Source organism: Psychrobacillus sp. Z16_25 (assembly GCF_056856695.1).
The window spans coordinates 42,562-61,783 of record NZ_JBXEOV010000011.1 but is presented as its reverse complement, the minus strand read 5'-3'; the positions used below and the strand labels follow the sequence as shown (position 1 = coordinate 61,783).

Sequence of the window (19,222 nt, the reverse complement as noted above, 5' to 3'; positions counted from 1 at the left end):
CATTATACCCTATAGGGTATAATGTGATGGTAAAGATATATTTAACTCTAAATAAATTAGGAGGCTACATGATGAGAAAAGTAGTGATTATTGGAGGAGTTGCAGGAGGTGCTTCTGCAGCTGCACGAATCAGGCGTTTAGATGAGCAAGCAGAAATAGTGATGTTTGAAAAAGGACCACATGTGTCATTCTCCAATTGTTCCTTGCCATTTTATTTAAGTGGAGTCGTACAAGATAGTAAGCGACTATTAATGATGACCCCAGATTCGTTTGAAACGAAGTATAATATTGACGCAAGAGTAAATAGCGAAGTAATCGCGATTAATCGTGATGAAAAGACGGTGACAGTGAAGCATGTACTGACAGGCGAACAAACGACAGAATCATATGACAAGCTTATTTTATCGCCTGGCGCTAGCCCAATAGTGCCAAATCTTCCTGGAACGGATTTACCTCATGTTTTCACTGTTCGTAATGTAGTGGATATCGAGCGTTTACATAATGCTATTGTGGAAAGAAATGCAAAAAGCATAGCGGTGATCGGTGGCGGATTTATCGGTGTGGAAGTAGCGGAAAACTTACGTTTAGCTGGTCGTTCTGTATCATTAGTGGAATTTGCACCGCAAATTTTAACTCCTTTTGATGACGATATGGTGCAAATCTTACATAAGGAAATGGTCGACCAAGGTGTCCAGCTAGTGGTGGAAGACGGCCTAAAAGAAATAACACCAACAAATATCAAGTTAAACTCTGACAACATAATTGAAGCAGATATTGTCGTGTTAGCGATTGGGGTACGCCCTGAAACATCGTTAGCAGCCGAAGCAGGACTAGAGATTGGGGAAACTGGAGCAATAAAGGTCAACCAAAACTATCAAACAACGGACCCTCATATATATGCAGTAGGGGATGCCATTGAAGTGTATCATCGCTTGATGAATAAGCCTACACGTTTAGCTTTAGCTGGTCCAGCTCAGCGTCAAGCACGTGCAACAGCGGATCACATATATGGGATTCCGGCTATAAACAAAGGTGTTATTGGGTCCCTAAGTATTCAAGTGTTTGATTATGCAGCTGCCTCAACAGGCTTGAATGAAAGAACTGCAAAACAAATAGGATTGCCGGTCGATGCGGTGTATGTAATCGCACCAGATAAGGTAGGGTTAATGCCATCAAGTAATCCACTGCACCTCAAACTAATTTATGAAGTGCCAACTGGTCGGATTATTGGGGCACAAGCAATCGGTAAAGGAAATGCAGATAAACGTATTGATGTAATAGCGACACTCATTTCAATGAACGGAACAATAGAAGATTTAAAAGAACTTGAGCTTTCCTATTCACCAATGTTCTCCACTGCAAAAGATGTAGTCAATTTAGCTGCGTTAGTGGCAACAAATATTATGGCAGGACGATTTAAACAAGTACGAGTAAGTGAAGTTCGTTCGTTAGTAGAAGCAGGAGCATTTATTGTAGATGTTCGAGAGCCAAATGAGTTTGCAAATGGAGCGATAAAAGGAGCAGTAAACATTCCGTTAAGTCTGCTGCGCGACCGAATGCATGAGATTCCAAAAGACGTACCTATTTATGTACACTGTCGTTCAGCGCAACGCAGCTATAATGCTGTGATGGCTCTTGTTAATAGTGGCTATGAAAATGTTTATAATATCTCAGGCTCGTTTTTAGGTATTTCTTTATATGAATATTTCCGAGATCAATCATTAAAACGAGAGCCAATCGTGACGCAATATAATTTCAAGTAGTACTTGATGCTGGCAAATGCTCAGGGAAAAGGAGTTTAAGATGAATTATTTAACAATCGGACAACTAAACATTCCAGTAGCTTGGCTGGCATTTTTTATTGCTGTACTTTATAGCGATTTTCGGAGCAGGAAAGCAGATCCTTATACAAATAAAACAATCGAACAGCTGATTCTCCTTTATGTAATTGTCTGGAAGGTTAGTTATCTCCTCTTTTCCTGGTTCGATTTTGTCAAAGCTCCTTTATCACTCCTTTATTTTGATGGTGGTGATAAAGGACATCTATTAGCACTTGCATTGGTTGCGGTCACTTTGTATAAAAAATGGGACACACTTGATTGGCAAATGCTTTGGGAATATTGGGCTCGCTTTATAGCAGTTTACCAAGTAATCAATTATAGCTTTCAAGAACAGTGGATTGTTGCAGTCATATGGGCACTCCTATTCCTAATGGTCGAATGTAGATATAATGGCTGGCTATTATTAGCACAGTGGCTTCCGTTACTTTGGTTAGGTGGCTTCGAATCTGGCTCAACACAAATTCACGCAGGCGTTTTATTGACGATCATATTGAAAATAAAACAGGCACAGCACCTCGCGATTATTGGAGTGTTAAGTTTAGTTGCCGTCATGTTGACTGATATCCCAAAGAAATCGGACTTAAAGGAAAGAGTAGCATTAGAGTTACTTACGGCTACTGGGGATGAGTACCGTCTGGCAGAGCAAGAGCAAACAATAACGGTCGTTAACTTCTTTGCAACTTGGTGTCCTCCTTGTAAGGCAGAAATGCCACATTTACAAAGCTTTGCTGAAGATTTGCCGGGCAATGTTGAATTGATTGGAATTAACTTAGCTGCCCGCGACAATGGAGCGGAGGCATTAACTCAGTTTATGGAAACATATGAAGTCACTTATCCAATTTTATTAGACGAAAAGGATGAGGTAGGCACCGCATTTCAAGTGATGTCTATTCCAACAACTGTGCTCTTAAACGAGGACGGACAGGAGCTAGACAGGATTGTTGGTCCTATAAGTGAACATGCTTTACGTGACTTAGTTGAGCAGTATCAATCCTTGTTAAAATGATTAGGATCATAAGCAAAGTTGCTGTTATTTTAAACAGGCGTCTCTGTGACCATGCCAGGATTAATGCTACATGATATCTTTCAAAGAAAAAGCTGAAGCTCGGCCAAAAACATTCCTTTTTTGAATGGGTATATATCCTTTTTCGATTTACTTATTAAAATTTCAGGTTAGTAGGAAATACTATTGGTTCGTAGCAGCGTCGGCGACTCCAGCGAGAGCAGGGAGCTGGCTTACCTAGCGGAGGGAAAACTAAGAACGTCACATCGTGTGACAACGTTTTCCTGACCAACTTCCTATTGGCCTCCACTCCAAGCGTCCGACGCAGCGGAGAACCTAAGGTTCCATTAAATCTAAGAATCTTAAGTGTTTTTTCCCTAATTGCTCCCCCCTCCTCTTATCTTCAACAAATCTTTCATTTGACACATACCAATGGGGGTAGTAGTATTATAATCAAATAAATAACTACTAATTCACCATTAAGAAATGAATAGGTAGAAAAGAGGTGAGATAATGCAATACGATACAAAAATCACAACAAGGGTAAAAAAGATAGAAGGCCAACTTAGAGGCATCTTGCGTATGATGGAAGAAGAGAAGGATTGTAAAGAAGTCATTACGCAACTAAGTGCTGTTCGCTCTGCTGTTGATCGCACAATCGGTGTTATTGTCACAGATAACTTAGTCGAATGCTTATCAAAAGAAGATGCTAAATCACTGGATAAGAATGCGATGGTAAAGCAAGCAGTAGATCTATTAGTAAAGAGTCGATAAGACTTTTTATTTTTAAACAAAATAATACCCATGGGGGTAAGGAGAAGTTTATGGAGAAGAAAAGAACAACAATCGTTTTATTTAGTGGAGATTATGATAAGGCGATGGCAGCTTACATTATTGCAAATGGTGCAGCAGCTTACGACCATGAGGTAACAATCTTTCACACATTCTGGGGAATCAATGCGTTACGCAAACAAGAGCCAATTGAAGTGAATAAAGGATTTTTAGAAAAGATGTTTGGTAAAATGATGCCACGTGGAGCTGAAAAGCTTGGCTTATCCAAAATGCAAATGTTAGGGATGGGACCAAAGATGATTAAGCATGTGATGAAAAAGCATAATGCTTTAACTCTTACACAGTTAATTGAAATGGCTCAAGAACAAGACATTAAACTAGTAACTTGCACAATGACGATGGATTTGCTTGGAATACAAAATGAAGAGCTTTTAGACGGTGTAGAATATGCTGGCGTAGCTGCTTATTTAGCGGATGCAGAAGACGGCAACGTCAATTTATTCATATAAGAGGTGACATATGGAAACAGCAATTTTAATAGGTGTCCTACTTGCATTTATTGCTTGGCGGATGATTCCGGCAAAAGGTGTGAAACAAATATCAACGACACAGTTAAAAACAATAATAAATGACAAAGAAAAGGTGTTTATTGATGTGCGTACACCTGGGGAATATAAATCGCGTAACGTAAAGCAATTTAAAAATATACCACTCGGTTCTAATTTTTCAAAGCTACCGAGGGATAAAGAAATTGTCGTTATCTGTCAAAGTGGAATGCGTTCCAAACAAGCTTGCAAGCAACTGAAAAAATTAGGCTATGAAAAAGTCACAAATGTCCGTGGCGGTATGAGTGCTTATTAGGAGGAATAAATGATGAAAACAATCTCACCAACAGAAGTAAAGCAAAAATTAGAAGCTGGAGCTGATCTAAATTTAATCGATGTTCGTGAAGTGACAGAAGTGGAAGCGGGGCATATCCCAGGCGTTACAAACATCCCGCTTGGTTTACTTGAATATCGAATGCAAGAGTTGGATAAGAATACTCCGTATATAATGGTATGTCGTTCAGGTGGACGAAGTGGTCAAGCAACAGCTTTTTTAGAAGCACAAGGATTTGATGTAACGAACATGACTGGCGGAATGCTAGAGTGGACTGGGGAAGTAGAATAATTTTTTTACAAACATTTATACCCCTGGTGGTATTGGAGGAGGAAACAGATGATTAAATCAGATGTACAATTAGACGCAAAAGGGCTGGCTTGTCCAATGCCAATAGTAAAAACTAAAAAAGCAATGAACAATCTTACTGAAGGACAAGTTTTAGAGGTTCAAGCAACAGATAAAGGTTCCATAGCAGATTTAGCTGCTTGGTCCAAAGTTGTTGGTCACCAATATATAGGCACAAGAGAAGAAGGTGGGGTACTGTTCCACTATATTCGAAAAAGTAACCAAGAAACAAAGGAAGCAGAAAAAACATTTGAGCATACCGTTTCCAATGAGGATGCCGTAAAAGGGGAAGGCTTGATTTTAGACGTAAGAGAAGTAGCAGAATATGCGTTTGGTCGTATTCCTGGAGCAAAATCGATTCCATTAGGCGAACTAACGGAGCGGCTAAACGAGCTTGATCAAGAAAAGCCTATTTATGTCATCTGCCGTACAGGTACAAGATCAGACCTAGCTGCGAGCCAATTAGTAGAAGCAGGTTTCAAGAATGTTAAAAACGTTTTACCGGGTATGAGTGAGTATAAAGGCGAGCTAGAAAAAGACATGGATTGATATACGAAAGAATTGTATTTATTGGTTCGGGTAGTTACACTATTCGAACCAAAAAAATGAACGAAATTATACCTATGGGGGTACAACAAATGACGGTTACAGCTTGGACTGCAGCTCAGGTTGCACGCAAAGTAATAGATGACAAAGAATTATTTATCTTAGATGTACGTAATACAGATGCATTTGAAGATTGGAAGATTGAAGGACATAGATTTGACTATTTAAATATTCCTTACTTTGATTTATTAGATGGTGTAGAAGAGATTCTACCAAAGATTCCGCCTGATAAAGATGTGCTGGTCGTTTGTGCAAAAGAAGGCTCATCCATTATGGTGGCAGAAATGCTGTCAGAGGCAGGGTACAAAGTAGGTTACCTAGAGGGTGGGATGAAGTCTTGGTCCATGTATCTTGAGCCTATTAAAGTAGGAGATCTTACTGGAGGCGGTGAATTGTATCAATTTGTCCGCTTGGGAAAAGGTTGTCTGTCTTATATGGCTATTAACGGTGATGAAGCAGCAATCATCGATGCTGGAAGGCTTTCAGGTATATTTATCCAATTTACAGAAGATAAAGGCGTAAAGATTAAGCATGTTTTTGATACACACTTACACGCAGATCATATTTCAGGTGGTCGTCATATTGCTAGCCAAACAGGTGCAACGTACTACTTACCACCGAAGGATGCAGAGGAAGTTGTTTTTGAATACACACCTCTAACGGATGGTTTAATCGTAAAACTAGGTGCTTCGCAGATTGAAGTAGGAGCGCTATATTCACCAGGTCATACGATAGGTTCTACCTCATTTGTTATCGATGAAAAGTACTTGCTGACTGGTGATATTTTGTTCGTTGATTCCATCGGCCGTCCTGATTTAGCGGGTCTGGCAGAAGATTGGGTGGGAGACTTGCGAGAGACATTATATAGCCGTTATCGCACATTGGCAGATGATTTAATCGTGCTGCCGGCCCACTTCATGATTATAGAAGAGCTAAATGAAGATGGAACTGTTGCAAAACGATTAGGAGATTTATTTGCTGAAAATCATGGATTGAATGTAGAGGACGAGGAAGTCTTCCGTTCGATGGTAACGGACAACTTACCACCGCAACCAAACGCATATCAAGAAATTCGACTCGTAAACATGGGAAAAGATACACCAAGTGATGAGGAACAAGTAGAAATGGAGATTGGTCCAAATCGCTGTGCGGTAAGGTAATTAATCTATCAGTTTGCTGAAGCTTATCACTCATTAAATGAACCTAAAACGGAAAAGAGGAAACAAATATGAATATCACAAAAACTTTAGATGCAAAGGGCTTAGCTTGTCCAATGCCAATCGTACGCACGAAAAAAACAATCGATTCCATGAATTCTGGGGAAGTGCTTGAAGTATTAGCAACGGACAAAGGAGCTTTAAATGACTTTGCAGCTTGGGCAAAATCTGGCGGTCATACCATCCTCGAACAAAAAGAGGAAGACGGAGTGCTTACCTTCTATATTCAAAAAGCATAATAGCGTAAATAGCGAGTGGAGTAGAGTCCTACTCGCTTTTTTATAAGAAAGAAGGGACACAATATGGATATTTCTATTACATTTATAACTGTTATTTTTGCTCTTGGGTTTATAGGATCCTTTATCTCCGGAATGCTAGGTGTTGGAGGGTCTATCATTAAATACCCAATGTTATTATACATCCCACCAATGTTTGGTTTGGTGGCATTCACTGCCCACGAGGTTTCTGGGATTAGTGCTATTCAAGTATTTTTCGCATCGATTGCAGGGGTGTGGGCATACCGAAAAAGTGGTCTCCTCCATAAAGAACTCATCCTTTATATGGGTGTTTCAATTTTAATAGGGAGTTTTATTGGTAGCTATGGTTCAGGATTTTTATCAGAAGAAGCCGTTAATATCGTATACGGTCTCCTTGCCGTAATTGCCGCGGTGATGATGTTCATCCCGCGTAAAACGGTAGAAGATACAACTGTCGTTACTTTTAATAAATTACTAGCAAGCATATTAGCTTTTATTGTGGGAATTGGTTCAGGTATTGTAGGAGCAGCAGGTGGCTTCTTATTGGTTCCGATTATGCTAACCGTATTAAAAGTTCCTACAAGGGTGACAATTGCTACAAGTTTAGCCATTACGTTTATTTCCTCCATTGGGGGAAGTATAGGGAAAATTATTACAGGTCAAATTGACTATTGGCCAGCATTTATCATGATCATTGCTAGCATCATTGCAGCGCCTCTTGGAGCTAAAGCTGGACAAAAAATGAATGTGAAAATATTGCAATGGCTACTTGCCATTATGATAGCAGCAACAGCAGTAAAAATATGGATAGATATATTATACTAACTAAATGTGAAGTCATTTTCACAATATAGGTGAATAATCGTCAAATATTTATCATTTTGAGCAAGCATTTAGCGTTTATAATGAAAACTGCAGATACTATCATTTTGGAGGAAATTCAATGAAAAAGTTATTGTTTGCAGTACCATTGTCGCTTATGTTATTTGCATGTGGAGATAATGCTGTGCAAGAAGAGTCTAAAGAGGAAGATACGTCTAAGGAAGTAACAGTAGAAAACAAAGATAACAAGTTATCAAAAGCTGAACAAACAGAGTGGACAGCTGATGAGCGCTTACAAGAACCGACAGAAGAAGTAACTTGTTTCATGTGTAACATGAAAGTGTATACGAAGAATCATGAACAAGGAATTTTTTCTGCCCAAGCAATTCGTGAAAATGGAGAGATTGTGTTCTATGATGACATAGGTTGTTTGTTAAATGATGAGTATGTGAATGGAGTAGAAAATGAAAAGTTTGTACGTGACTATCATACATTAAATTGGTTTAACGTAGAGGAAGCGTATGCAGTAAAAACAGATTTGAAATCTCCAATGAACTGGGGATATATATTCTTTAAATTTGAAGAAGATGCAAATACATATATAGCTCAAAACGAAAACGTTGAGATTGTGGCGATAGATGAAATCCGTACACAAGCAATCGAGCGTCATAAGAAAAAACAGATGAATAGTGAAGGTCATAATCATCATTCAGACAAAGATACGATGTCTTCCGATGGTTCACCTGAGTAGGGAAACAAATGAAAAAGTGGAGTATTGCAATTTTATTTGGCTTTCTATTAGGAGGAATTTCCGCTCCAATAATCTTTGAGGCAAGTACGGATCATCATCATCACGAAACACCAACTTTTGTACGTCCAGAAATAAAGAAGAATAACGGCAAAAGTCGGCTGCAAAAATTAATAGACCAGACTGAACCAGGAGGCACGCTTCTCTTAGAAGAGCGTGTGTATCGTGGTTCTATATCTATTACAAAGCCTATTACAATTAAAGGCGTTGATGGGACTGAAATTCATTCCCTAGCTACTGCTTTAACAGTTTCAGATACGAAGGATGTAGTTCTCGAGAATATCAAGTTTCAAGCTGAGGAAAGTGCAATTGTAGTCAACGATGTGAAAGATATAACTTTTAACAATGTGCAAATAGATGATGCAATGTCCGGTATGAAAATAAACAATAGTGAAAACATTCATCTACTAAATGTACAGGTGATGGGCAAAGAGGGTCATTTTTCTACGAAGGATCATGCTGTTGCTGTCTATAACTCAGAAAAAGTTACTGTTACTGACAGCAATATTGATAACACAATGGACGGTATTTATTTAGAGAGTGTAAACGACATTCGCTTGGAGAATAATCACGTTAAAAATAGCCGTTATGCTATGCATATGATGTATAGCAATAATATAGAGCTACTAAATAATGAATTAACGAACAATATGACAGGCTTTATGATTATGATAGCGAATAACGTGCAAATAGAAAGCAATGTAGTAGCTAAGAATAATACACTCAATAGTTTAGGTGTCTATGTCTATGATGTGGAAAGCCTGAAATTTATAAACAATGAGTTACGTGAAAACACGATTGCAATGGATATACAAAATGCGCGTGAAATGGTGGTAGAACAGAACTTGTTTTCAACGAATGGCACCGTCTTGCAAGTAAAGCGCTCAGGAGAATTACTCATCCAGAACAATGAATTTCACGGGAATATTTTAACCGCCCGTACAGACCATCATGGGGTCAAGCTGCAAAGGAATTATTATGATGACTATGATGGAAAGGACTACGATGGGGATTTAATTGGAGATACCAATTATTTAGCGACAAACTCATTTGGACAATGGATGGTGCGAAAGCCTGTCTACCAATATTTTATAGAGTCTCCTAGTGTCGTTACTTTAAACATGTTGGACACAGAAGTAACGGATAACCAAACAAACGTTATTGTAGACGATCAACCTCTCATTCTAAAAAAGCCGTTCGAAATGGATATAGATATTCATATTTGGCAGTTACTAATCAGCAGCGCCGTATTAACAGGTATGTTGACCGTAAGGAGAAGATTGACATGAGATTATATAAGTGGATTGTTTTAGTTGTATCAGTTTTCATTTTATCAGCATGTAGTGAGGAAACTTTTGAACCAAGAGATATTAACCCAGAGGTCGATGTTTGTCATATATGCAATATGAGCATCACGCATGTTGACTATGCCGCGCAAATTGTGTTGAAAAATGGGGATTACGTAGTTTTTGATGATATAGGCTGTTTAATGGAGTATGTGTTAGAGAATGGGGAAGAGAAAGTCGGCGCTGGTTATATACGAGACATGAATTCTTCCCAGTGGTTAAATATTGAAGATGCAGTCTATGTATACTCCAAAGATTATTGGACACCGATGAACTATGGGGTTGTGGCATTTAGCTCTTTAGAGGAAGCAAATGAATATATGGAAGAGCAGCCTGGAGAGCTTGTACCTTATGAAGAGCTACTTACTTTTAATTGGGGAGTACATGAGCACTAATGAACAGTCAAATGATTTTATTAGAATGTAAGCAGCTTTTACGCAGCAGGTGGATACAGATTGTAACGGTTTTATTTTCGGTAGTATTTACAGCGATCTTAATGATTCAGCATATGGCTCTACCAGAAACGAGTGGCTTTACGTGGCAAACTGCATCCTTGATCAATATTTTACTGTTTTTACTACCTTTATTTATGCTGACAATTGGAAGTATGAATATAGCAAGTGACAAAGAAACAGGCTGGTTAGGATTGCTGAGAACCTATCCACTTACAATGGGTCAATATGTGATAACAAAGTATATCTCTCTTTGTTTCGTTTTCGCAGGTATTATTTTGTTTGTATTTGCGGTCGCACTCTTTGTAGGTAGTTTTTTTGGAGGAGTTAAGCTTCCTTTATTTGCAATTGGCATTACGGCACTTATGCTGATCCTTTTTAATGGAGTAAGTATCCTTGTAGGAAGCATGGCGAAAAGTCGATTGCATGCATTAGCAATGGGACTTGGCGTTTGGTCAGTTGTTACGCTGTTATTTTCCTATATTGTGATGGCTATTGGGACAGTTACGTCAGAAAACTTTTTACAAAAGCTTGTTGTTGCCACTATTCATCTTAATCCACTTGAATGGGTACGTTTTGGATATTTTGTGTTCTCCAAGCAAACAGCGGTTTTAGGACCAGCTTTTTATGATATATCGAAGTTTTACTCCTCTGCACCTGGGGTAATCTTTTTTGTTCTTATCTCCATCCTCTGGGTTGTAGGTACGTTACTTGCGGCAACAATTATGTTAAAGATAAGAGGGAAAAAAGCATGACAGTACAATTAAAGCATGTGACAAAGGCGTTTAAAGGAGACAGAGGCGTATTTGATGTAAATATAACCCTAAAGCCAGGTCATATTACGGCGCTTGTAGGGTCCAATGGTGCAGGGAAAAGTACAATTATCAATATTCTAACCAATTCATTAAAACCAGATCATGGGGAGATTCTGCGAGACTCACACGAAGTGCGATTTATGCCAGATGATATTGAATTTCCTAGTACGTTAACAGCAGAGGAGATTATTCAATTTCTAGGAGATTTAAAAAATGTCTCAAGGGAGCAGCAGATTGCATTATTAGAAAAAGTAGGATTAATAGAGGCAAAAAAATTAAAAGTTGGCCAGTTTTCAAAAGGAATGCGACAACGATTAAATCTAGCACAAAGCTTAATGGGGGACAGTCAACTTTATATTTTAGATGAACCTACTAATGGGTTAGATCCTTATTGGATTGCCCGGCTAAAGGCGATGCTAAAGGAAGAACGTAACAACCAGCAGATTGTTCTTTTTTCCACACACTTACTAAGCTTCGCAGAAGAAATTGCCGATCAGGTGATTCTCATCCATCAAGGCCGTATAATAACGGCTGGGGAAATAAAACACTTATTGAAAGAGGGGAATTGTGAGACCCTCGAGGAGCTATGGCTACAAAAGACTGAACAAGAAACGAAAAAATAGCAGGTGAGCATATCGCTAACCTGCTGTTTTTATATAGAGAGAGTAGTTTTTACATTTTTACAGTGCCTTTATCCATGTGGACGCCAAGCTTATCTAAAATAAACGCATAACATTCTGCTTCTTCACGGAGTTGATTAAAGCGTCCTGATGAACCGAAGTGTCCAGCTCCCATATTGGTCTTCAGTACAATGGTGTTGTCATCCGTTTTCATGGAGCGTAATCGAGCCACCCATTTTGCCGGTTCCCAATAAGCAACACGTGGATCATTTAAGCCAGTGGTAATGTACAAATTTGGGTAGTTTTTTGCTTCTACATTATCGTAAGGGCTATAGGACTTCATATAATAATAGTAATCTTTCTCCTTTGGATTTCCCCATTCTTCCCATTCCAATGTAGTAAGAGGAATAGATTCATCCAGCATAGTGGTCACGACATCTACGAAAGGCACTTCAGGAACGATGACTTGAAATAGCTCTCCCGCCATATTTGCTACCGCACCCACAAGCAAGCCTCCCGCACTGCCCCCACGAGCAGCCATTTTGCTAGAAGAGGTATACCCCTGTGCAATCAAGTGCTTTGCTGCTGCAATAAAGTCAGTAAATGTATTGCGTTTTTGTAGCATTTTTCCGTCTTCATACCAGGTACGTCCCATTTCAGAGCCACCGCGCACCTGAGCGGTAACAAAGATAATTCCTTTTTCTAATAAAGGGAGGCGATACGGGCTAAAATATGGGTTACTACTGTAACCGTAAGAGCCGTATGCTGATAAAATGAGCGGTGCTGGACCAGAATCAAGTGCACCTTCTTTATACACAACCATTAAAGGAATGCTTGTCCCATCCTCAGCCTCTGCCCATATCTGTTCCTGCTTGTATTGGGAAGCATCATAATCGCCACTGACTGGAGCAACCTGTAGACGATTTTTCTCGCCAGTGAACAAATTTAGCCCAAAAATAGTTTTGGGAGTAAGTAACGATTCGTACTGGATTAATATCTCTTCTGCATCATAGCTCTGTCCATTTAAAAGAGACAGTGTGTAGAGGGGCTCCTCCCATTCTAATTGCTCCAGTTGACCGTTTCGTAACACCCAAGCCTGTGTTAAGCCGTTCTCTCTTCCCTCGATAAGAAGAGCATTTTTAAATGGATACATGGATTGAAGAAAATGGTTTTCATTATACTCCACCACATTTTCCCGCATAGAAAAATTATTGATTGGACAGCGCTGGAGCTGGAAATTCACAGCATCTTCATTTGTAAGGATAAGGAGATCATCTCCCCAATGCTCGAGGTCGTAAATAATGCCATGACGTCGCTCGTCAAAAAGCTGTATTGGTGATAACGGGGCATCGGCATGTATCAAGCGTACCTCTGTTGTTGTGCTTGAATTAGAATAGACAAATATAAACTTCTCGCTCAGTGATTTAAAGATAATCAAGGAAAACATCACATCTGTTTCCTCATACAGCAACTCATCACTAGCCGCATCACTTCCTATCCGATGACGCCAAAGTCTATATGGTCGTTGAAGCTCGTCCACGGTAACATAAAAAATATAGTCTCCACAGGAACTCCACTCTACACTGCTATACAAATAGACATTTGAAATGGTGTCTGGCAAAAGCTCACCAGACTCTAAGTCTTTTATGTATAACATATAGCGATCAGAGCCATCACGATTCTCTAAATAAGTTAGTTTAGTATGGCTTGTATGTAACCGCCGTTCGGTTACGTTGAGGTAATCATTACCACTAGCCAAATCGTTTACATCAAGAATTATTTCCTCTTCTACTTCTGGTAAAAGTGCTCGACTGCTGGCTTTTTTTCGAGCATAAATGGGATATTGCTTATCTTTGTCCAAACGAGAATAGTAGAAATATGGTCCATGCTGCACCGGAATTTTGGTTTCTGTTTCAGGTACTCGAGCTTTCATGCTCTCAAAAATTTCTTCCGTATGTTTTGCAAGTGGCTTCATCACTTCGTCATAATACTGATTCTCTTCCTCTAAATACTGGATAACCTCTTGATTTGTGCGATCCCTAAGCCAGTAATAATCATCCTCCCGAATATCTCCGTGTATCATATGGGAATAGGGAATACGCTTTGCTACAGGTATTTTCATGAACATTCTCCTTTCTCTAGGGATACTTTCGTGATAATGAAGTAGAAACCCTCTTTTATATCTACATTTATTGGTTCATAAATAAAATTATGGAATTAGACTTACAGCATCCCTTGTCATTGGTTATATGCTGTATGATCCCTATTTGTAAAAATTATCTTACTATTATAATGGATATTCTCTCTCTTTCGTGTATATTAAGAATAAATAACAGAATAGTACGCGATAAAGGCTCACTATTAGAAAGGGATGAACGATGAAAAAAATTATTTTGTCTACAGAGAGTGGAGCAGATTTACCGAAAGACCTAATGGAAAAACATCAAATAAAAGTTGTACCAATGCATGTTGTAATGAATGGGAAGGATTATTTAGATGGAGAGGTTTCTGTAGAGGAAGTTTTTGATTATCATAGTCGCACGAAGAAAATCCCATCAACCACTGCAACTAATGTGCATGAATACCAGGAGTTATTTTCTAGTATTAGAGCGGAGTTTCCCGAAAGTATTATTATTCATATTGGATATACTTCTAAAGCTTCTGCATCCTTTCAAAGCGCCGTAATTGCAGCAGAGGACTTTGACGACATCTATCTTATTGATACATTAAATGTTACGGGAGGTTTAGCTGCCGTTGTGTTGTATGCAGCCTCTATCTTGGAAGAAGAACCTTCTATTGATCACGTTCATTTAATAGAAAAAATAGAAGCTATTGTTCCAAAAACGAGGCTTGCTTTTATCCCAGGGAGTTTGGATTTCCTTAAAGCCGGTGGTCGGGTAAGCAATATTGCTTATATCGGAGGGGCATTGTTAAAAATAAAGCCTTGTATCGAATTAAAGGAAGGAAAATTAGTTTCTACTAAAAAATATCGAGGAAATATGAGTGTGGTTGCTGAAAAACTTTTGCAAGATTATTTAGACCAATACGATATTAATAGAAACCAACTGTATCTAATTTATTCTATCGGACTAGATGAACAAATTAAGAGAAAAATAGAGGAAATGGCTAAGAAGAGTGGTTTCGAAAACATACGATGGATGCAAGCTGGCGCAATGATTTCTACCCATGCTGGTCCTGGTGGGTTCGGAATAGCAGGAATAGAATATTAAAAGTTGTACAGTACAGCTAGGATTTAAATAGAAAAAGAACGTGTTCCTGTAGTCAGGAATACGTTTTTTCCTTTTGCTTTGCTAATAAAAAATAGTGAAATTTTGAAACCTTTTCATGGCAAATGATACTCTAAGTATGTAGAAGGAGGGGAGAAAATGGAGCAGCTTATTACAAAGGCGATACAAGGTGATATAGATGCATTTGATCAGCTATTACAGCTAGAGAAGCCACGACTCTTGGCAAAAGCTTTTAAGCTAACAGGAAACCGTACAGATGCTGAGGATATTGTACAAGAATCAATAATTAAGGCATTTGAATCTGTTCATCAGCTGCGACAGCCTCATTATTTTTCTACCTGGTTATTTAGAATTCTAATACATGAGAGCTATGCTTTCTTTAAAAAGCGAGAACGATCATTAGGAATTGAAGTTAAGCTAAGGAATAATGCAGTGGTAACAGCAAGACCAGACCTATCTTCATTTGACTCCTTATATGAAGCTTTGTCCTCCTTAAAAGATGAGTACCGTACGGCAATCGTTTTGCACTATTTTTATGACTTTTCGATTAGGGAAATTTCATCTATGCTTGATAAACCAAAGAATACTGTAAAGACATATTTATTCAGAGGACGGAGAGAGCTAAAGCAACAGCTACAGCAAAAACTAAATCTCTCGATAACGAGTAAGGAGATGGCAAGTATGCTAAAGGAAGATTTGTCCAAGTTAGCAATCAGCTTTGTAGAGGTTCCAAAGCATCTAGAATTAGTAGTGGAGGATTATCAGTCAGATAGAGCTACTTATATATGGGCAAACAACAATCTGGATGACGGAGCTTCGGTGACTTTGGATTCAAATGGTCGATTAATAGTATTAAATAAGATTCCTTCAAACAAACAAGAAGGAAAAGTAAGCTTTCAAGATCAACAAAATATTGCTGAACAATTTCTGATAGCTCAGCACCCAGAGGCTCTTTCCTATTTAAAGCTAACCTCCTTTATTGAAAAGAAAGAAAGTACCCTATTTTTTTACGGGCAGCTAGTTGGTGGGATTCTGTTAGGAAAATTTCAAACAAGTATTGAGGTGAGTGATAATGGTGAAGTGATATCCTTTTATTACAAAGGCTACACGAAAACACCTCCAAGTATGCCTGATACCTTTATAGAAAAGAATAAAGTTCTGGACCAGATTGTAAAAAAAGAAACATGGCAATTGAAGTCTTACTATTTATCGAAGGATACATATAACGTGGAGAAATCAGCGGTATTCAAAATATATACAAACAGTTCGCTTTCCCAGCTATTTAATGCTAATACTGGCAAGCCAAACTACCTCGAAGATGAATATGATGCTGAAGTGACAACAATTCCTATTTCCAATGTCCAACCAATGAAAATGTCTAAATCTATTAAAGAGATAGTAGGTATTCCTGATTTGATGGTGTTAAAACGTGAACAGGAAACGGACAATGAATATTGGCAGGTATGGGGGGATGAAGAAGAAAATGACACTTCAGACCGCTCGTTTGAAGGATTCTTTCGCAATCAAACAGAAAATACAGTAAAGCTTAAAATGGATAAAGAAACGAAGCGGCTAAAGGAGTTCGTTTGGTTTAAGAGGCGAGAGGGCAATCTCCAGCTAAGCTATGAGCAATGTAAGCAAGTGGCATGTGCTTTTATCGCAACGTATTTTGCGAAATTCTTGCCATATGTACACTTACAGGTAGAAGAGCCATCCTTTAATAATTCAAATAGAGCATTTTTTAGATTTCCATTACATGATAGGAGTGGAATGCCAATAGAAGGAGAGAGCTTTTACATATCGGTGAACCGAACAACGGGTCTTAATGATATGTGTAATGGACCAGCTATACCAATCGAATGCTTGGAAGCCGACTGTAATCAACCTGTTTTACCAATAGAGGAGCTACAACAAGCCTTTGGAAAAATCGACGCCTGCTTAACTTGGTCTGTTAATTATGAAGCTGAAGAGCCCTTTGAAGAATTAAAATATATGGTTTGTCATGCTGAGTCTAAGAGAAGGATTGTAGGTATCAATGCTATTACAGGTGAATTAATTACTTATCAATTTTAAAAACGAATTTTTTTGTTTTTAATGGAATAAGTAATGAAAAGCTGTACATATTAATCAAGAGTTCACTTTGAACCATAGGAGGCGGAACGAATGAGCAAGATGGATTTAGATCCGAAATCTCAGAAAATCCACCATAACTGGACACGGTCGAAGCATCAAAAATCTCAAGTAAATGGGGAAACAGAGGTAACTCTTCATAACCAGTTACTAAGAATTGCTGCGAAAGCTAAACAGTTTTAACTATTGTCTTAAGTGAATCATACCTCCATAAAAGCTTAGACTTTTATGGAGGTATCAATTAGTTAAAGGTTCTACAATTTGTGTGGTATTCTATTGTTAGCAGTGACGAATTCCATTCTTATATAATAAAGCGAAAGTAAAAGATTAAGATCCTGTTCTTACTTTGAATGTTTCATTACATAGCCTAGAATCCAGATTGGGAAAGTGATAATCAAAAATAATGTATAAAGAATTACTCCAACATCGCTTTTTTGTTTTTTCATTAATGTACCGTCCTTTTTATCTACTTTAACTATTTCGATATAATAATATTCTTATAAATTGTCATAAAAGTCTATAGAATTAAGGAATATTATTTTTTTATTTTTATTAGTAAACTTTTGATTATCTTAAGTTGGGCTGTATAGAATTCCAATAACCCATTTCTTGCAGTTACTAAAAAGGAAGATTTTTATAGATTCTTATTTTCATATAGAAACAGTGATGGTATATAAAATGAAGGGAGAGAGAAACATGGATTTAGACTTTTTTTGGCTAGCGATTGGGATTGCTTTAGCCGGATATTTTATAGGTGAGGGCTTAAAGGGCTCAAAAAATCATAAAAGCATCCTAGAGGAGGGAGAGGAATACGATGCCCATGAGCTCATCAGGCAAAGCGATGTCCATTATTTTATGGGGATATCCAAGGAGGATGCAGCAAAACTGATTGAAGAGCACCCAGACATCCCACATATTTTGATAAATAACCATGTTTACTATCCAAAGGCAAAATTGCGAGAGTGGTTACTTGCTTTAAATAAATGAAACAAAGTATGAATTCTCTTAGTAGGATTCATGCTTTTTTATTGTCATAAAAACAGAAAGTCTAAATGCGGTGGTTATCCATTCATATACTACTATATGCGATAGATAGTAGGTGACGAATATGAATAACCGAGATCCAAATACAAGAAATGATAACCCGACAAACCAAAACAATGATCGTACAGAAGGGAGTTCTATGCCAAACTGGGATAATTTAATGTTCAGTGTAACTCCAAATAGTACGACATCATTTACCAGCTCCGGAAATTCAAGAATCGCTGCTATCGCAGGAGGGTGGATGGAGGCTGTTGGTACCATTATCGCTGCTATTGGAAATACTCCATCTTCTATTTTTTCTCAATCAACGTTAAATGGTTTTCGCTTAGTTGGAAATACATTACAGGCGAGTGGAAGCGCTCTAGTAGCAGAAAATCAAGACCTATTGCTCGATGTAGTAGGGGATCTGATACAGGCTGCAGGAAATATAACTGTTATAGCTTCTATATTGGATGAGAACGAGCAATCGAGCCAGGTTTTAGGTACACAGGGAAATCTTCTGCAAATATTAGGTGCAGGCATATCCCTTAATCTGCAGCCAAATCTATCCTTTCCGGAAGTTATGGATAATATCGGCAATATTATTCAAGTAATAGGGAATACGATACAGGTATTTTCGAACACTGACACGGAAGAAGGAGTAACGATGAATGCAGTAGGTTCTTGGGTGCAAGCAGTTGGGGCTGTAATTTCAGCTATTGCAGGTGACTATGAATACTAAAAATGCATAGATTTAAATTATTGTTTTTGCGGAGGACTTGCCTTTTTAAAAGTCTTTAGGGAGAAGTATTATTATTAATTGAGTTACTAAAATAACACTCTCTTTTTATATTGTCTTGATTCTATGATAAGTTTCATATTCCCATGGCTCGTCGTAAGTGGTCTGTCTTCAAATGATTTTGAGGCGGGCCCTTTTTTTCTCTGGAATATTGAATCTCTCATTCACATATCTTAATTGTATGGAAAAAGAGATTTGCATGGAAGGGTGTGAGAT

21 protein-coding genes are annotated in these 19,222 nt (G+C 38.2%); 20 read left to right on the top strand and 1 reads right to left on the bottom strand.

The annotated features are described in order from the left end of the window. The first annotated feature begins 68 nt into the window (after positions 1-68). From AC1VU3_RS12370 to AC1VU3_RS12300, 15 genes are all read left to right on the top strand, one after another. Positions 69-1,763 (top strand): FAD-dependent oxidoreductase, encoded by a 1,695-nt coding sequence (locus AC1VU3_RS12370; protein WP_480388933.1) that lies wholly within the window; start codon positions 69-71, stop codon positions 1,761-1,763. A 40-nt stretch (positions 1,764-1,803) separates the two neighbouring features. Beyond that, on the top strand, positions 1,804-2,847 hold the full coding sequence (locus AC1VU3_RS12365) for a TlpA family protein disulfide reductase (RefSeq protein WP_480388934.1): 1,044 nt from the start codon (positions 1,804-1,806) through the stop codon (positions 2,845-2,847). 510 nt (positions 2,848-3,357) lie between these two features. After that, the gene (locus tag AC1VU3_RS12360) at positions 3,358-3,618 is read left to right on the top strand and encodes a metal-sensitive transcriptional regulator (protein ID WP_480388935.1); all 261 of its coding nucleotides are present in this window, start codon (positions 3,358-3,360) and stop codon (positions 3,616-3,618) included. 50 nt (positions 3,619-3,668) lie between these two features. After that, complete coding sequence (locus AC1VU3_RS12355; RefSeq protein ID WP_480388936.1) at positions 3,669-4,145, top strand: DsrE/DsrF/DrsH-like family protein; 477 nt, start codon at positions 3,669-3,671, stop codon at positions 4,143-4,145. A 10-nt stretch (positions 4,146-4,155) separates the two neighbouring features. Beyond that, positions 4,156-4,497: a rhodanese-like domain-containing protein gene (locus AC1VU3_RS12350; protein ID WP_480388937.1), complete on the top strand. Its 342-nt coding sequence runs from the start codon at positions 4,156-4,158 to the stop codon at positions 4,495-4,497. A gap of 12 nt (positions 4,498-4,509) precedes the next feature. Beyond that, positions 4,510-4,806: a rhodanese-like domain-containing protein gene (locus tag AC1VU3_RS12345; protein ID WP_480388938.1), complete on the top strand. Its 297-nt coding sequence runs from the start codon at positions 4,510-4,512 to the stop codon at positions 4,804-4,806. A gap of 48 nt (positions 4,807-4,854) precedes the next feature. Further along, entirely contained in the window at positions 4,855-5,412 is a 558-nt protein-coding gene (locus AC1VU3_RS12340) for a sulfurtransferase TusA family protein (RefSeq protein ID WP_482983643.1), read from the top strand. 89 nt (positions 5,413-5,501) lie between these two features. Next, complete coding sequence (locus AC1VU3_RS12335; RefSeq protein WP_482983642.1) at positions 5,502-6,629, top strand: MBL fold metallo-hydrolase; 1,128 nt, start codon at positions 5,502-5,504, stop codon at positions 6,627-6,629. Between the two features lie 68 nt (positions 6,630-6,697). Then, on the top strand, positions 6,698-6,925 hold the full coding sequence (locus tag AC1VU3_RS12330; protein WP_480388941.1) for a sulfurtransferase TusA family protein: 228 nt from the start codon (positions 6,698-6,700) through the stop codon (positions 6,923-6,925). A gap of 63 nt (positions 6,926-6,988) precedes the next feature. After that, positions 6,989-7,768, top strand: a complete 780-nt coding sequence (locus AC1VU3_RS12325; RefSeq protein ID WP_480388942.1) for a sulfite exporter TauE/SafE family protein — start codon at positions 6,989-6,991, stop codon at positions 7,766-7,768. Between the two features lie 118 nt (positions 7,769-7,886). Next, positions 7,887-8,516: a nitrous oxide reductase accessory protein NosL gene (locus AC1VU3_RS12320; RefSeq protein ID WP_480388943.1), complete on the top strand. Its 630-nt coding sequence runs from the start codon at positions 7,887-7,889 to the stop codon at positions 8,514-8,516. A gap of 8 nt (positions 8,517-8,524) precedes the next feature. After that, a complete protein-coding gene (locus AC1VU3_RS12315; protein ID WP_482983641.1) occupies positions 8,525-9,862 on the top strand; it encodes a right-handed parallel beta-helix repeat-containing protein in 1,338 nt (445 codons plus the stop codon). After that, entirely contained in the window at positions 9,859-10,314 is a 456-nt protein-coding gene (locus tag AC1VU3_RS12310; RefSeq protein WP_480388945.1) for a nitrous oxide reductase accessory protein NosL, read from the top strand. The genes AC1VU3_RS12315 and AC1VU3_RS12310 overlap by 4 nt, the downstream gene beginning before the upstream one ends. Continuing rightward, a complete protein-coding gene (locus tag AC1VU3_RS12305; RefSeq protein WP_482983640.1) occupies positions 10,314-11,126 on the top strand; it encodes an ABC transporter permease in 813 nt (270 codons plus the stop codon). Before AC1VU3_RS12310 ends, AC1VU3_RS12305 begins: the two co-directional genes overlap by 1 nt. Beyond that, the gene (locus tag AC1VU3_RS12300; RefSeq protein ID WP_480388947.1) at positions 11,123-11,809 is read left to right on the top strand and encodes an ABC transporter ATP-binding protein; all 687 of its coding nucleotides are present in this window, start codon (positions 11,123-11,125) and stop codon (positions 11,807-11,809) included. The genes AC1VU3_RS12305 and AC1VU3_RS12300 overlap by 4 nt, the downstream gene beginning before the upstream one ends. Positions 11,810-11,858: 49 nt before the next feature. Here AC1VU3_RS12300 and AC1VU3_RS12295 read toward each other — a convergent pair whose 3' ends face one another. Then, positions 11,859-13,928: a S9 family peptidase gene (locus tag AC1VU3_RS12295; protein WP_480388948.1), complete on the bottom strand. Its 2,070-nt coding sequence runs from the start codon at positions 13,926-13,928 to the stop codon at positions 11,859-11,861. Positions 13,929-14,184: 256 nt separating this feature from the next. On the opposite strand from AC1VU3_RS12295, the gene AC1VU3_RS12290 reads away from it, so the two are divergent. From AC1VU3_RS12290 to AC1VU3_RS12270, 5 genes are all read left to right on the top strand, one after another. After that, positions 14,185-15,036 (top strand): DegV family protein, encoded by an 852-nt coding sequence (locus tag AC1VU3_RS12290; RefSeq protein WP_480388949.1) that lies wholly within the window; start codon positions 14,185-14,187, stop codon positions 15,034-15,036. Between the two features lie 156 nt (positions 15,037-15,192). Next, positions 15,193-17,127, top strand: a complete 1,935-nt coding sequence (locus tag AC1VU3_RS12285; RefSeq protein ID WP_482983639.1) for a sigma-70 family RNA polymerase sigma factor — start codon at positions 15,193-15,195, stop codon at positions 17,125-17,127. A gap of 90 nt (positions 17,128-17,217) precedes the next feature. Continuing rightward, positions 17,218-17,367, top strand: coding sequence for a YpzG family protein (locus AC1VU3_RS12280; RefSeq protein WP_480388951.1), 150 nt, complete (start codon positions 17,218-17,220; stop codon positions 17,365-17,367). 513 nt (positions 17,368-17,880) lie between these two features. Continuing rightward, positions 17,881-18,171 (top strand): DNA-binding protein, encoded by a 291-nt coding sequence (locus AC1VU3_RS12275; protein WP_480388952.1) that lies wholly within the window; start codon positions 17,881-17,883, stop codon positions 18,169-18,171. Positions 18,172-18,292: 121 nt separating this feature from the next. Next, positions 18,293-18,949 (top strand): DUF6944 family repetitive protein, encoded by a 657-nt coding sequence (locus AC1VU3_RS12270; RefSeq protein ID WP_480388953.1) that lies wholly within the window; start codon positions 18,293-18,295, stop codon positions 18,947-18,949. Positions 18,950-19,222 lie beyond the last annotated feature (273 nt).